Consider the following 15,639-nt stretch of genomic DNA (forward strand, 5'->3'; position numbering starts at 1 on the left):
AAAAATGATAATTGCTATAGTTGTTCAAAATTTTCACCTGTTGATTGAAGATATAGATTTAACAGGCTATTTATACCTTTAGCATTGTCGATTCTTTCTTATTAACTGCATTTGCCATATGCGTTGTTGCAATGTAACTTAATGTCATACCAGGCCCTAATGTTGCACCTGGTCCTGGATACGTTTCGCCCATGATAGAGGCTGAACAATTCCCCGATGCATACAACCCTTCAATTGCCGTACCGTCTGACTTTACAACGCGAGCATACTCATCCACTACTAAGCCACCCTTAGTCCCGATATCTCCTGGATATAAAGAGAGTGCATAAAATGGAGCATTATTAAGCTCTGCTAGGTTCGGATTCGTCAAAGTGGGATCTCCATAATAATTATCATAGGCACTATCTCCTCGATGAAAATCTTCATCACGACCATTACGAGCAAAGGCATTGAAGCGCTCTACAGTGTCCACTAAATTTTCTGGAGGAACATTCATTTGCTCGGCAAGCTCTTCAATTGTTTGTGCACTTTTAACGATGCCGTTATCAAACCAACTTTTGGGGAAAGCTTGTCCTGGGAATAATCCCGTGAAAATATAGCGACTCTTTGCCGTTGCATCGATCAATATCCAAGAAGGTATAGCATTGTTTGTTTTATGATGGTGACTATGCATATTGTCTACAAATTCATGATAAGGTGCCGCTTCATTCAAATATCGTTTCCCAACACCATCCACAACCATCATATTAGGAACTCCGCGGTCTGCAACAAGGAAGAAAGGTTGTCCTTGTGGATCAATAACAGAAGGTGCTCCCCATACTTTATCCATTAAATCTAGTGTCGCCCCTATTTTCACGCTTGGCTCGATAATATCTCCCGTTTGTCCTTCTGGTGTAGAAGTCCATTTTGCGTTAGTTGGTGCTGGCAAATATTTTTCACGATATGCTTGATTATGAGAAAAACCACCCGAGGAAAGGACTACCCCACGCTTCGCCTCGATGTGCATCGCCTGCCCATCTCGTTCAACTACGATACCAGTCACCCGATTATTTTCAACGATAAAATCTTTAAATGCAGTCGAAATCCACAGCTCTCCATTCGCTTCTGCAAGTGACATTCGTAAACGAGCAATTAATGCTTCCCCTAATGCAACAGGCAGACTTCCTTTAACTTTCGACTTCACCAATCGTATGCCTAATTTTAAGGCAGTTGTTTTCCCTTTTATCGTACGTCTAATCATATTCACCTTATGAAATTCATAGCTATTCATCGTAAAGCCTTTAGTAGACAATGTCGAACGACGCATCGTATCTGCTAATGACCCCATTTTCTTCAAATCAAAAATAAGTGGCTCAATCGACCGTCCTTGAGGTAAGCCACCTGGTTTTTCAGGATAATAATCTGAATATCCTTTTGCATATTGGAAACGCATATGCCTAGTATGATTATTTAAAAACCTTAACATTTCTGGTCCTCGTTTAATATAAGCTTCCTTTAAAGCCTCTGGTACACGATCACCAATGGTTGAATCTAAGTATAAACGCGCTAGTTTATGTGTATCAGGAACACCCTCACTCTTAATCACATAATTATTTGGAATCCATAGTGCTCCTCCAGACAAGGCAGATGCCCCGCCATAACGCTCTGTCTTTTCAATGACTAATGATTTCATGCCCTGTAGCTTTGCTGTTAGACCTGCTGTTAACCCAGCTGCCCCTGAACCTACTACTACCACATCATAACTCGCATCCCATTTCATACTCACATTCCTCACCTTCATTAGTAGTTACTAAATCAATGAATCTGGTATAACTACTTAAGAGTATAGAATTTAAATAATATTCAGTCAATTTAATACCAACAACTTTGCAATTGCTGTCTGTCCTGTTTGATTACAGATTTCGATAATAATACCCCTAAAAATAGATTTATCGATAAAATAACCTTTTACTTTTTAGTAATTAATACCATGAACATTTTTCTAAAACTTGCGATTATCATATTCGTTTCTACTTAGCATATATTTTATCAATTATGTCTCGGCATAATTACGTCCGGAATCAGCTTTGTGCTTAGGCCTGCACGATGCAGGTCAGTTAGCCGTTATCGCATGGATGCGATGATTTTAGGCTAACATCCCCTAAGAACTCCTTTCTGATTCCGTGACATTCGCCGAAGGCTTTAACTTCTTTCAGCGGTGTTTAGACACCCGTTGAAAGAAGTTAAAACGGCTTAAAGAATATATAGGGTGGAGGAATTTTGCAGTTGAGTGCAATGATACTTGGTGGTTTCCTTTTTTTTAGTGCTAGCATAGGAGGAGCTCTAGCTTGGGTATTCTCCAGGCTATTCCAACATACAACTCATGGATTATCATTACTAAGTGGAGGATTTTTAGTTGGCATACTTGTAGTTGACGTCATTCCTTCTTCTTTTCAAATGTACAAATCATTTGGCCTTTTACTTGGAATATTGATGGGCTATTTAATGTTTGAAATACTTAATAGTTTATTTCACACTTCCCATACACAAAATCCCTCTGTATCACTACTCGCAATCGCTATAATTATCCATACTATTCCAATGAGCCTTACTGTCGGACAGTTACTAGGGAAGTCCGCATTAAGTATTGCAATAACAGCTTCCATTATTCTACATCATCTACCAGAAGGCTTTGCACTTTCAACAGCATTACTATCACAAGGAGAAAGACCATGGAGACTCTTTATTTATTTTGTGGCATTCTCGATTTTCTTTAGTATTTTTATACAGATCGGTCAATATTGGGAGTTATCTGATAAGGCACAAGGCGTACTAATGGGTGTATCGATTGGGTTAATCGCAAGCGCCAGTATTTCAGAATTTATTTTGCATCATATTCGTTCAGTATCACGAAAATCCTTTATAGCATTTATTTTATTAGGTTATTTATTAAGTCACTTATTTCATATGCTAGTCGAATAAAAAAGCAATCCACCAAATATTGTGGATTGCTTTCTTTTTTATTACGCTTCGTCATCAAGTAACACTAATGCTAGTGTTAAAATTTTAGAGAACTCCGCACGTGTAAGATTACCTGTTGGATTAAATTGACCGTTCACACCATCAATCACACCTAATTGCTTTAATAATCCGATTGCTTCAACAGTTTCTTGTCGCATTTTACTTTTATCTGTAAATGGGTTATTTTTGCTAACTTTACTTACATCATAACCCATTGCTTCTAGATATCTTGCTGTTACAAATGCCATTTCCTCACGTGTAGCCGGTTTATTTGGCTCAAAATTAGCAGCATCAAAAATATCGATTAAGCCATACTCTTCTAAAATCGCTACTTCTTTTGCACCTGGGAAGTTTGCTAAATCATTATATGAAGCAGGACCTTCATAATCTTCCTTCACATCTAATCCAGCAGCACGGAAAATCATAGAAGCTAATTGTCCGCGTGTTACTTTTCCGTTTGGATTAAACGTTGTAGCAGATGTACCATTAATTATGTCGAATTGATAAAGTACTTGGATATAGCTCTCAGCCCAGTGTCCGATAGAATCTGTGAAGTACCCCCCTGGTTTTAAGTCAAAACTTTTTTCTGGGAGCATTGTTGTAATTACAGTATTTAATTCTTTAGTACTTAAAGCTATCCATTTCCCACCAGCAGTTAAAACTTCTCCTTTATATGAATTTCCAGATGGAGTAAATTTTATTTGCATAGTTGAACCGTACAACGCTTTAAATTCTTTTTGTTCATTTGCAGTCAAATCAGGACTGATGGAGAACTTCGCCGTGATACTATTTTTTGTTGTTACAACACCATGTTCATTAATAGCTAAATCGGAGATTAGTAGTCTTTTATAGAGGTCCTGGTAAGTCATTGATTGCACTTGTATAGTAGCTGCAACCGCCTGTTTTGGGTGGATAATGCTAGCAACGTCTACTTCTTGCACATTTTCTTGTGTATTTACTTGTGCATTTGCTTGTAACCCAAAACCTCCTGTAAAACATGCAATACTAAGTGCTCCAGCTAAAACTGTCTTTTTCATTATTATTCTTGCCCCTTTCAATTCATAAATTCAGTGTACTAAAACATTCGTTAGTAATTCTACAAAAATATGTAAGTAATTCAAAATTATAAGAAAGTCCTATTTTTAATAACGTAAAAAATTACTAAATCACCATGCAAACCCACAAATACATTACATAATTTCTACAATATATTAAGTAATTTTTTCAATAAATTCAACGAATTATATCATTATTTCCTATTTTGAATGAACATCCCATCTTAAATTTGTTTTATATCTCTTTTTATTTATGGAGGAAAAATAGTAAAGCTTTTCATTCGTTAGTAGGTAGTTAGTAGTTAAGGAAGGAGTTTCCAGTTAGAAGAAATCTAAAGAAATAACGCAGTAAAACTATTTTGTTTGTAGAGGTAAGTAATGGAGAATCATTTTTGAAATAAAATTTCATTGCCAAGCCAATGAACACCGCCATTATTTTGGCGGTGTCTATCAATTATGCCTCGCATAATTGCGTCACGGAATCGGCTTTAACTGCTTTCAGAAGATTTGCTGAAAGCAGTTAAAACTAGTTAGCTCGGCGTTGCTGAATTGTAATATACAAGCCCAATAATCGGTCAGTTGTCATTACACCATTTTTTAAATCTTTTAGATGCGAATCTTGAATAATACCTTCTTTGGTTGCTTGCGCTATATAATTTTCTGTTTCTGTGCGCATTGCTGGTGATGCAGGATTCCATACTTGTGTCACTTTGTTGTCCTCCTTCTTGTCTTCTACAAGTAATTGGACTGTTGTTTTGCTACTACTAGAAACGATTACTTGTCCCTCTAACTTATAACCTGTAGGCATCTTCCAAGTCGATTTAACTTCAAAATGCGGTCGGTCAATGCTACCAATCCAATCCCCGCCCCATGTAATGCCAAGCTTGCGAGCGATAGTACCCACTTTATTCAGTATAGTTACATCATAAAGTGTTTTTGGAGGACCAACGGCAATATCCCAAGCTAAACGACTGCTATGATTGCTTTTAAGAGTCCAAGTAACAACCTGTCCCGGTCGAGTTCGTCCTTGGGCATATAAATAATTTTGTCTTTCTTGAGAGCGATATGTTTCGGTAATAAAAACGTTACGAATGCCTGCCTTGTAGCATTCTTGAAATAAGAGTCGACATGCTAATTGCGCAGTTGGTAATAATTGGGCTAAATCTCTGCATGTTGTTGTTATATTAGTACTCATTTATTGTCCCCCTCACCCGTTTTATCTTTCACAATCGCTAAAATATTTTTAATGAAAGTTGGTGTAGGAAACCCCATCTTTGTACCATTTTCTGTTATAGAAATAAACTCTATAACACAAAAAGCAATCGCCGCTCCATCACCTGCATATTCGATCCCTGGTATCACTAAAGCTAGTAAATAAACTGATCCAACTAACATCAAATAATATATTTTTCGAATAATACCATTCACACCAATTCGGCTATTTAAATTATGGTTAGCTATACCAGACAAAATACCAGTGAGATAATCAATCGCCATAAATCCTATTAAAACCGTTACTGCCATGCCGAAACCATTCACCAGATATGAAATAATTGCTCCAATAAAACCACTCCAAGTCGCTATCCATTTGTCCACTCCACCACTTCTTCCTATTAATAGTCCATAAGAAAAGCCCTCCACATATGTGGAAGGCTTCTACTCAAAATTGAATAAAAAAATAACGCCCGTCTTAAGACTGCGTTTCTGTTTGTGTGGCTGTCGCCGGTAATACACTCACGATAATGTGCTTGTTAATGATGGCCCCACCAATATTTACAAAGTTAATTTTTTGATCGTTTAATGTTGCTGTAAATGCCGTAGCATCAAACTCAGCATTTTTCAAATTAATTGCCTGTCCATTGTTTAGTTGTACTTGATAATCCATGTTTATCATTCTCCTTTTAATCAAATTTTTAAGCGTCAAACTTAATTATTCCAATATCTTGGCCAGATGAATTTCGCAAATATAAACGCCCAGAAGCACCTGAAGTACGATTCCAAGCTAAACTTAAACCATCCATATTAGTAGTCATGATGTGTTTTCCGTTTGCTGTTACACCCTCGAGTGCATTCAAATGTAAAGTGTCACCCGAATGCTGAATAGAGCCACCAGACCAACTTCCAAAACGAATCATTTTTGGCGAACTATCTAGCCAACTCGGACCGATTTGTAATGTATTACCGATATAGACATCTTCATTAATTCTTATATAAGCAGAATTAATATTCACGGAATTCAATGTACCAGTATTTATCGTTCCTAAATTCCCTGTAATGTCGGACAACACGTTAACTGCACCAATCAAGTTAATCTTTGAAGCATGTATACTAATAGTCGTCGCTGTTTGATTTATCTTAGATACAACAGAATTACCCGTAAAATCTGTGACACTGACTTTTGACTCTATCTGATTAGCTTGTTGTGTAATATTACTCTCCGCTGTAGTAACTCGTGTTCCTAATCCACTGATTTGAGTTTGTTGACTAGTCACAGTTGACTGTATTTGTGAGGCTATTTGTGTAACAGCCGATACATCATTTCGGACTGTTTGAATATTGTTATTAATTGTAGTTACTTGAGCAGTTACTTCACTTCGTATCTCAGTAGCTGTTTGCGTGATACGACTACTTAAATTGTTATTTAAATCTGTGACGCTCTGAGTAATACTATCAGCACGAATATGAATTGCAGCAATCGATGTGTCAATTTCTTCTACTTCTAAATCAATTCGATCATTCGTTTGCTCAAATTTAGAACGATAGCGTTTATCGTTAGCATTAATAGTTGCATGTTGATTTAACAGGGCATCTACAATACTTTTCGCTTGAGTATTCCCAATCTCTACCTCTGAATTACTATAATCTCTTTTTGTCTTTTTACTTAGAATTCGAGTTTGGTATTCTAGCGCAAGATCCTCATGTATAAGCCAAACCATGTCCCCTACGTCACCGTCTACTGTTGTGACCTTAACTTTAATGTTCGTTTCAGGTGCTGGAGGCAGCTCACTAGCTAAACGTGTGGTCATTTCTTCAGCAGATTCTATCTTCTCGTCATGAATAGGATCTGCAACGCGGATACCAATTCTAGGTGAATCAGCTAATGGCGAAGTATAAGTTATATCAATTCCCTCTGCACCATAACCACGAATTTGTGTTTTTAAATTTGCAGTATTTACGCTGTATGATAAGGTTTCAATGTTATGACGATAGCGGAATTGAATGTCATTATCCGCGCCAATTTTCTTTGTGAAGCGAAGAACTTTACCAGGTAATATTTGACGTTCACAATTAAATGCTGTACATAATTGGTCAATTAAAACAATTGGATTTGCTTCCTCGAAATTCGGTAGCAATTGATGCCCGTCTACATCTTCATTGATAAAAGTCCAGCCAGTCCCAGCAAGGACAAATGACATAAAATCATCGAAAGTCCTTGTGCCACCGTAAATATCATATTTAAACTCATCAGCTAAAGAAAAATATATGTGAACAGCAGTTGCCTTTTTAGAAATTGTGTCACCACCGAAATCTTTGACTACATATTCATGACCATCCTCATCTTCAATAATTGTTTCAAAATCTAACAACGGATGCCCTGGATTTTTTTCATGTGAAAAAGAGTTAAATGAGATACGTAATGCCCCATTCAACTCTTCAATTTTTTCGTAATTTGTTTCTAGAAGTGGCTCTATTTGTGAACCGTTTGTTACTATTAGCAAACTCTATCACCTACTTTCGATAAAATATTCTTCAATAAAGTAGATTCCATCTCAAATAAAATTATATTTATTATCCCCAAGCAAAAAACTCAATGCCAACTTTTTGTGCTGGAACGTTAATACTACCAAAATAAGTTAATCTAGCATTAACAGTATTACCTTCTATACCACATTGTAAGTTTCCATTACTGAACAAATAAGGATAAACATCTGCTAACTGTACTCCATCCTGAGAGTGGCCACCTACCTTTAGATATCCTCCTTCACCTTTTGTGTATAAGTAAGAAACGTTTGCTTCTATTTTCCCATTATTCGCCAAAAAACGATGACAAACTATTAAAGCACTCTTTACTGGAAAACCAGCATTAAAGACCTCTTCAACCTCATGTCTTGAAGCACTATAGTTAATACTTATAGATCTGTATTCACTTTTATAGTTGGATTGTTGTATTGCTAAAATGTTATTAGTCATTGTCGCGAACTCTGCTGTAGGACTAGTAGCTACACCTTTTTGGGTAATGGCGTTCGCAACTTGAGATTTACCATTACTTACAGATGTAAAAAGCCCTTGTAGATCCTGAGACCATGCCGTCCAAGTACCATTATAACAATGTCGTACTTTTAAAGTTGGGGTTGTACCTGATGCATAACTAGTAGCGATTTGACTCTTTTCCCCAGCACTAGTTGATCTATACCATTTCGTTTCTATATACCACCAGCCTCCTCCAGCATTTGCATGGTTAGTAAGAATTAATGGTTTTGAAGTTGTGTTAGGGTCTTCGTTCCCACCAGTATCTGGCGCCACATTCATTCCAGTTTCAGTAGGATTCCATTCAGACCAACCTAAATTATCAGTGAACCACCTAGAATAACTTAATCTATCAGAAATACCAAAAACCTTTTGATAAATAAAATTACCAGTATCATTAACAATAACTTCTCCCATAGCCCATTGATTAAGCGGTGCGTTCCCCTGGGAAATGTAAATACCATTACTAGTTGCACTATTCCAATCATTTGCCATTTTAGCTCTCTTCCCAAAACGAGATGAATCATCCATATGCTGCGATTTGTTTTCTAAATGTTTATTAATTTCATCTTTATTAACATCAACAATTTGCTGCAAATCTGAAATAGTTTGATTTAGTTCGGTAATATCTGCATCTTTTCCTGGTAGCCCTTGCTCTCCCTTTTCTCCTTTGTCTCCTTTATCCCCTCTGTCCCCTTTTTCACCTTTAACATTCCCAACGTTTTCCCACGACAAGCCATTCCAAATATAAAGACTTCCCTCAATTAAGTATGCATCACCTATATTTGCTTGTTGAGGTAAATCGTTTACACTACTTAATTTTCCAAGTATATTAATTCCTGCTCCTGGCTCACCTTTTTCACCTTGTTCTCCTTTTTCAACAAACAATGACCAATAATCATTCACTTTATCTTGTTGGTTGGGTAAGGACTCTCCAATAGTATCCTGCAAAGCAATAAATGTAGAGCCATCATAAACTACCATATTATTCTTGTAATACTGTACACTTGGAGACCAAATGCCTCGATGATTTAAATGCTCAATAAAAGATCTGATTTCACTAATTGCTATCATTGTTTGTTCCACAGCATCTAAAGCACTTTGTTTAGCTAAATTTGTCTCAGTTGTAACAGTTTCTGCATTTGAAATTGCCAAATCTAACTGAGTAATCATTTCAGAAAGTGTATTCAAAGCATTTTGCAGTGCAGTATTGTTGGCTTCAATAGCATTTTGGGTTTCTTCATTATTTTTATCGATCGCTTGTTGTACAGCAATATTAGCTTGTTCTATTGCATCATCTAACTTTTGTAGTAATCCATCAATTTCTCCGCCTACTAAAATATTTATCTGAGTTTGTAAATTCGATAACCCTTCAATAATCCTTTGCCAGTTTTCATTTATTTTCATTCGTTCTGATCGACTGACTGGTGATTGTGTCGTGTGTAAATTAATGACCATCTCTTTACTTCACCATCCTTATTTACATATATAAAAATCTAAAATTAAAAACGATACTGTGAACAGTACCGCCTGAGATTGAAAAACTATTATCTCCAACTGCTAGTGAGAGGAGTTTTTTATTTGTCTGTTTAAAAATGGAAGTACCGTTTTTAAACGAGCGAATACCGCTAATGTTTAATTCATCTGAAGAAGTTAAAGCACCATTAAATTGATACATTTCTCCTGTGGTGTTATTAGTAATAATAACGCTATTGTTGAAATTACCTTTTAAGGTAATAGTAAGCTCGTTTTGGCGTGGATCCACAGCAACATTTCCATAATTTTTAATTGTGAAATGGTTGCTATTACATGAGTAGGCTAAATCTTCATCCCAATCAAGACCCATGCCCCATGCCCATTTATCAATGTCCCATTCCTTTAAATCTAAAGTTGTAGGAACCGATTCTGCATAAATATTTTCACAAATAAATTGTATTTCGAGCTCTCCTACTTTTCGTAATAGCTCATTTGGTTGATAGCTGTTTGCAAGACGTACCTTCCAGCGCTTTCCAGGCTCAGCATCAAAAATAATATAAAAATATTCTTTTCGGGCAAATAGCATATTAATGTCGGCAATAAACAATTTAAAATCATGATAATCAAATGCTTTATACATAAATTTTGCAGTAATTGTTCGTCCACTAAAGCGTGTGCTCGTGAAGATTGCTCCATCACTGCCATCGACCTCAGACGATTGATGCTCTATTGATACAGAAGGAATGTAATATTTTAATAATTTTAAACTGTAGTCGCTCATCAGCATTTCACGGCCATCCTTTAAAATCATCTTCATATACCACTTAACCCCCTCGTCAATGCATGAATGCTTGCATTGCTATATTGTTTGCCGCTTACGACATCTACAACAGATTCTCCTAAAACTTGTCCATCTAATATGGATTGTACAACAATAGTTGATGGCCCTGAATTTTGTGATGTTTTGTTATTCTTTGATTTTTGTATTGGCAATAAAGAAGAAGAATCGTGGGTAACACTATTTGCTAGAAGTTTACTAACATTAGTAGCTTTATTCATAATAGAGTCAAACCCATCGACTAAACCATCTCCAACCTTTTGTAATAGAGAAGATGTTGGATTTAGATTTAGCACATCTCTTAATGTATCCGAAACATTTTGGACAAGGTTATTTGCTGTTTGCTGTAATGCTGATTGCATTCCCTTCATGCCATCAATTAAACCTTGAATAGCATTTTTCCCAATTTCATTCATAGAGCCTAGGGTTTCTTCTGTTCCCAGAACAACATCCTTGATTTTCTTTTGCCATTCGCTATTTAGTGTGTTCAATTCCGAGTTTGCTGTTTTACGTAAACCCTCAATTTTCGCCTTCGTTTCAGCTTCTAATGGCTCTAGTTCCTTTATCGCTGATTCACGTGCTATTAGTAGCTTTTTCTCATACAAGTCTTTATATTGCATCATTTCTGAATCTGTCATTCGATTTAAAGCTTCCAGTTGTGCAAGGACACTTGGGCCCATTGCCTCGAGTTCATCGATAATCACATTTGATAATAATCCACGAATTTCAAGTTTTGATAACTCAATTCGCCATTGAGATAAGGCATTCACTTGCTCACTTAAATTTTGCGTTAAGCTAGAAGAATCAATAGGATCGGCTACTTTAACTTCATCAAATAATCCAAAGTAACCTTTAATACTTTTTATACGACTATCTAAAGCCTTATTGTAATCATCATTAAGTTTTTGCTCTTCATCCAATAATTTTTTGTTAACATCCTGCGTCTGCTTTAAATAATCATTATTGATAGTTTTAATTTTTTCGCTTATTTCTTTTTTCGTATTATAAAATTTTTCTTCATAATACGTTCGTTCGTCTGTACCAGCTTCATATTGTCCTAGATAGCGTTCATAAACCTTCAATTCCTCTGCTAGAGAGATTGAATTGTACTTTTTACGTTTTTCAACGTAGTCCTTCTCTTTTTCGAATTGTTCCTTAACCATCTCAGAATACGCTTTTTTGAACTCTTTTAATGCATTTGTTTTTTCTTTTGTACCTTCTTTAAACGCCGTTGCACTATAGCGCCAAAATTCAGCTTCTTGTTTTGCCGACATTTCTCCAGCAGATTTCTGAGCTTCAACATATTCTTTTAAGGCTTTGAATTTTACATCTGCAGACCTAGATTCTGCTTTTGCCATTTTTTCAGCGTATTGATTTGTAATTGCTTCGCGGTCTTTTAATGATTGTTCTTCTAACTTCTTGATTTGGGCTACCTGTTCTGCTGTAAGAGCTACCTGTTTTTTCGCTGCATTATTTTTGATTGCTGTAATTTTGTCTGAAGCCTGTTGAGAAATCTCAGCTTTCTTATTCTCGGCTTCTTTCTGCATGGCCTGAATTTCAGCTGCATTGGCTTTTATTACATTGCTTACGATTTGCTGAGCTTTTTCGATGGCCTCTTTAGAAATTGATAAACGCTGGGTTAAATCAGGAATTGCAGCCTCTGCTAATTTCTCAGCGGCTCTGTTAACTCCATCACTGCCTTTCTCAATCCCTATTGCTAAGCCTTCACCAACGCCTTTACCGATTGCAATCATTACTCGTGAAGGAGAATTGATTTTTAAAGTTCTCTTTATTGCATCTCCTATTGATGTTGCAATTGATTTAGCTTTATCCCATACAAGATCTGCCATGTCGCCAATACCATTAATTAGACCTTGAATAATATCGTTACCAATTTTACGCAAATCGAGGGCGCTGAAAATACTAAGTATTTTATCCCAAATATCAGTAACAACTTTTTTAGCCTCATTCATCTTTGTTTCTATTGCCACTTTAATATCGAGGAATTTTTGGATAGTGCTTGTTACTAATTGGGTAGCTGTATTTACTACCGTAGTTTTGATAGATTCCCATACATTACTCAAAAAGTTTTTTATCGTATTAAATGTATTTGTTGTCATCTGGCTGAACCTTGTCCATCCCGATACGACTAAATCAACAATACTTCCTACCGTGCCTACAATTGCATTTTTCACATTGTTCCATACATCACTCAAAAATGACTTAACCGCGTTAAATACAATTTCGGTAGTTTCTTTTAATTTATTCCATCCAACTTCTATTCCATTAATAATAGTTGTAACTATTTCGATAATCGCAGATGAAATGGTACCCCATATAGTAGTAGCGATATCAACTATTGATGTCCAAATATTTGATAGGCTTTCTACAAAACCAGTCCATATTACTACAGCTCCGTCTATAATTGACGTCCATAAGTCTGTGAGTAGTTGAGTAAACTCTTCCCACGCGATAGATGCAATTTCTGTAATACTTGTCCACAATTCCGAGAAGAAGGTTACCATGCCTTCCCAAATTTCTATCGCTCCGTCTATAATTGACGTCCATAATTCTGTGAGTAATTGAGTGAACTCTTCCCATGCAATAGACGCTATTTCTGTGATATTTGTCCACAACTCTGAGAAGAAAGTTACCATACCTCCCCATACTACTATCGCTCCGTCTATAATTGACGTCCATAATTCTGTGAGTAACTGAGTGAACTCTTCCCATGCAATAGACGCTATTTCTGTGATATTTGTCCACAACTCTGAGAAGAAGGTTACCATGCCTTCCCATATTTCTATTGCTCCGTCTATAATTGACGTCCATAATTCTGTGAGTATCTGCGTAAACTCTTCCCATGCAATAGACGCTATTTCTGTGATATTTGTCCACAACTCAGAGAAGAAGGTTAACATGCCTTCCCATATTTCTATTGCTCCATCTATAATTGACGTCCATAATTCTGAGAGTATCTGCGTAAACTCTTCCCATGCGATAGACGCTATTTCTGTGATATTTGTCCACAATTCTGAGAAGAAGGTTACTATACCTCCCCATATTTCTATCGCTCCGTCTATAATTGACGTCCATAATTCTGAGAGTAGTTGGGTAAACCCTTCCCATGCAGCGGAAGCCGCTTCTGTAATGCTTGTCCACAATCCTGAGAAAAAGCTTGCTATGCCTTCCCAAATTTCAACTGCTTTTGCGCTAACTACATCCCAGTTTTTATATAATGCTATACCGCCAGCTATTAGTGCAGCAATAGCAGCTACAATCCATCCTATTGGTCCACTTAATACTGCAAAAACAGATCCTAGGCTACTAATTGCTCCTATGATTGTACCGACCGTTGATATTAATGTTCCAAATACTACAAGAACTGGCCCAATAACCGCCGCAATCCCACCAATAATCGTAATTAGCTTTTTGGTACCATCGCTAAGGTTAGAAAACTTTTCAATCCACGGCTGAAGCTTTTCTAAAAAACTCTTAACGATCGGTATTAAAATATTCCCGATGCTAATTCCAATATCTGTTAGTTCGTTTTTCATTGTAGCCATTTGAGATTCTGTCGTTTTATAGCGTTCAGCTGCTTTATCTGATAAAGCCGTGTTTTCCTCCCACGCAGCTGAGGATGAATCAACAGCCGATGATAGCAAATCAGAGGCACCAGCCATGCTTAAAAGTACATCTGTTTCATCACCGTTAACACCTAAATCTGCAAGTACACTTTTTAGGTTTGCTCCACCTTCTGATGACTCAGCTAACCCCTTCACTAATGCATCTAATGCAGAGGTAGCATCTGTTTCAAAGGCCTTTTTAAAATCTTCACTAGACATGTTGGCCGCTTTAGCAAATCCTGATAAGCTATCGCCACCATCCCCTACTGCTTTTTGGATTTTTTGGAGAACCGAAGTCATCGCCGCTCCCCCGGTTTCAGCGTTAATCCCCAGACTAGACATAGTAGCAGCTAGCCCCATGATTTGGGCCTCTGTTAGACCAGCCTTGGAAGCTTGCTCGGCAAATCCCATTCCCATTGCCATAATATCAGAAGCAGCAACACCCGTTTTGCTACTAAGTTCAACAATTGAAGAGCCTAAACGATCAAAATCACCTTGCCCCATTCCAACAATATTTGCAAAATCAGCAAATTCCTTCGCAGCCTGCTCACGGGTCATACTCGTGGAATTGCCCATATCAATAACTGTTCGTGAGAAAGATAAAAGGTGTTCTTCAGCAATTCCTAGCTGTCCAGCTGATTCAACAACTCCCGCAATTTCGGTAGCACTAACTGGAAGCTCCTTAGCCATACCACGTATACCATCTTCAAGATTTTTAAAACCTTCCTCGCTCGTGTTCACCGTTTGACGCACTCCAGCAAAAGCACTTTCAAAATCTACTGCAGCATTAAAAGCAAATGAACCAAAATCTTTAATAGGGGCTGTAATAGAGGATATGCTTTCGCCAACAGATTTTACTTTGCCTCCAGTTTCCTGAAATTTATCCCAAGTTGACGTCTGTACATTTAATTGATTATCTACATCTTGTAACTGTGTAGTTAAACGATTGTATTCAGCAAGAGCTTTATTAACAGCGATTGCCTGTCTATCAATAGCATCTGTACTTGCTGACTCGGAGGCTATTAATTCTTCGTATTTTCTACGTTGCTCTGTTAGTTTAAGGTTCGATGCTTCAACTGATCGTGTGAGAATATCATGTTTTTTTGATAAACCCTCCATAGAGTTTTCGTAGTTAGTACCAAGCGCCTGTAAAGCCTGTAATTCTGCCCCCATTGCGGTCAATCGCCTAATAGATTGCTCAATGGATCCATCGAAATTAGAAGTATTTAGACTAAGTTCAACAGCACCAATCTCCGCCATTTTTCATCACCGCCTTTTTTGGAGAATAAATCACAACCAAGAAATTTCATCAGCTGTAACCTCCTCCATTTCATCAAAATCACTTGTAAGTTCAAACCAAAAATGAATATCCATTTCGTCGACTTCATGTAATTTA

The 15,639-nt window shown here is 37.0% G+C and carries 10 protein-coding genes; 1 reads left to right on the top strand and 9 read right to left on the bottom strand.

Features of this window, described 5'->3' with window-relative positions:
• Positions 1 to 70 precede the first annotated feature (70 nt).
• Positions 71 to 1,759 carry an FAD-dependent oxidoreductase gene (locus tag AC1DCY_RS05395; protein ID WP_477348205.1) on the bottom strand — a complete coding sequence of 563 codons (1,689 nt, stop codon included), beginning with the start codon at positions 1,757 to 1,759 and terminating at the stop codon, positions 71 to 73.
• A 515-nt stretch (positions 1,760 to 2,274) separates the two neighbouring features.
• Between AC1DCY_RS05395 and AC1DCY_RS05400 the strand changes: the two genes are divergently transcribed.
• Positions 2,275 to 2,961, top strand: a complete 687-nt coding sequence (locus AC1DCY_RS05400; protein ID WP_477348207.1) for a ZIP family metal transporter — start codon at positions 2,275 to 2,277, stop codon at positions 2,959 to 2,961.
• Between the two features lie 41 nt (positions 2,962 to 3,002).
• On the opposite strand, the gene AC1DCY_RS05405 is transcribed toward AC1DCY_RS05400, so the two are convergent.
• From AC1DCY_RS05405 to AC1DCY_RS05440, 8 genes are all read right to left on the bottom strand, one after another.
• The gene (locus AC1DCY_RS05405) at positions 3,003 to 4,037 is read right to left on the bottom strand and encodes an S-layer homology domain-containing protein (protein ID WP_477348142.1); all 1,035 of its coding nucleotides are present in this window, start codon (positions 4,035 to 4,037) and stop codon (positions 3,003 to 3,005) included.
• A 544-nt stretch (positions 4,038 to 4,581) separates the two neighbouring features.
• Positions 4,582 to 5,250 (bottom strand): M15 family metallopeptidase, encoded by a 669-nt coding sequence (locus tag AC1DCY_RS05410; RefSeq protein WP_477348144.1) that lies wholly within the window; start codon positions 5,248 to 5,250, stop codon positions 4,582 to 4,584.
• Positions 5,247 to 5,651, bottom strand: a complete 405-nt coding sequence (locus tag AC1DCY_RS05415; RefSeq protein WP_477348146.1) for a phage holin family protein — start codon at positions 5,649 to 5,651, stop codon at positions 5,247 to 5,249. The genes AC1DCY_RS05410 and AC1DCY_RS05415 overlap by 4 nt, the downstream gene beginning before the upstream one ends.
• Positions 5,652 to 5,745: 94 nt before the next feature.
• Positions 5,746 to 5,940, bottom strand: a complete 195-nt coding sequence (locus AC1DCY_RS05420) for a hypothetical protein (RefSeq protein WP_423490684.1) — start codon at positions 5,938 to 5,940, stop codon at positions 5,746 to 5,748.
• A 28-nt stretch (positions 5,941 to 5,968) separates the two neighbouring features.
• Positions 5,969 to 7,774 carry a prophage endopeptidase tail family protein gene (locus tag AC1DCY_RS05425; RefSeq protein WP_477348148.1) on the bottom strand — a complete coding sequence of 602 codons (1,806 nt, stop codon included), beginning with the start codon at positions 7,772 to 7,774 and terminating at the stop codon, positions 5,969 to 5,971.
• Positions 7,775 to 7,844: 70 nt separating this feature from the next.
• Positions 7,845 to 9,761: a pyocin knob domain-containing protein gene (locus AC1DCY_RS05430; RefSeq protein ID WP_477348149.1), complete on the bottom strand. Its 1,917-nt coding sequence runs from the start codon at positions 9,759 to 9,761 to the stop codon at positions 7,845 to 7,847.
• A 22-nt stretch (positions 9,762 to 9,783) separates the two neighbouring features.
• Positions 9,784 to 10,596 (bottom strand): distal tail protein Dit, encoded by an 813-nt coding sequence (locus tag AC1DCY_RS05435; RefSeq protein WP_477348151.1) that lies wholly within the window; start codon positions 10,594 to 10,596, stop codon positions 9,784 to 9,786.
• Positions 10,593 to 15,503 carry a phage tail tape measure protein gene (locus tag AC1DCY_RS05440; protein WP_477348153.1) on the bottom strand — a complete coding sequence of 1,637 codons (4,911 nt, stop codon included), beginning with the start codon at positions 15,501 to 15,503 and terminating at the stop codon, positions 10,593 to 10,595. Before AC1DCY_RS05440 ends, AC1DCY_RS05435 begins: the two co-directional genes overlap by 4 nt.
• Positions 15,504 to 15,639 lie beyond the last annotated feature (136 nt).

This window comes from Lysinibacillus sp. 10T31, assembly GCF_056394365.1.

Excerpts from the sequence above, each read along its gene's own strand:
- AC1DCY_RS05395 (WP_477348205.1), bottom strand. The coding sequence starts at position 1,759 with ATGAAATGGGATGCGAGTTATGATGTGGTAGTAGTAGGTTCAGGGGCA.
- AC1DCY_RS05400 (WP_477348207.1), top strand. The coding sequence starts at position 2,275 with ATGATACTTGGTGGTTTCCTTTTTTTTAGTGCTAGCATAGGAGGAGCT.
- AC1DCY_RS05405 (WP_477348142.1), bottom strand. The coding sequence starts at position 4,037 with ATGAAAAAGACAGTTTTAGCTGGAGCACTTAGTATTGCATGTTTTACA.
- AC1DCY_RS05410 (WP_477348144.1), bottom strand. The coding sequence starts at position 5,250 with ATGAGTACTAATATAACAACAACATGCAGAGATTTAGCCCAATTATTA.
- AC1DCY_RS05420 (WP_423490684.1), bottom strand. The coding sequence starts at position 5,940 with ATGGATTATCAAGTACAACTAAACAATGGACAGGCAATTAATTTGAAA.
- AC1DCY_RS05430 (WP_477348149.1), bottom strand. The coding sequence starts at position 9,761 with ATGGTCATTAATTTACACACGACACAATCACCAGTCAGTCGATCAGAA.
- AC1DCY_RS05435 (WP_477348151.1), bottom strand. The coding sequence starts at position 10,596 with ATGAAGATGATTTTAAAGGATGGCCGTGAAATGCTGATGAGCGACTAC.
- AC1DCY_RS05440 (WP_477348153.1), bottom strand. The coding sequence starts at position 15,503 with ATGGCGGAGATTGGTGCTGTTGAACTTAGTCTAAATACTTCTAATTTC.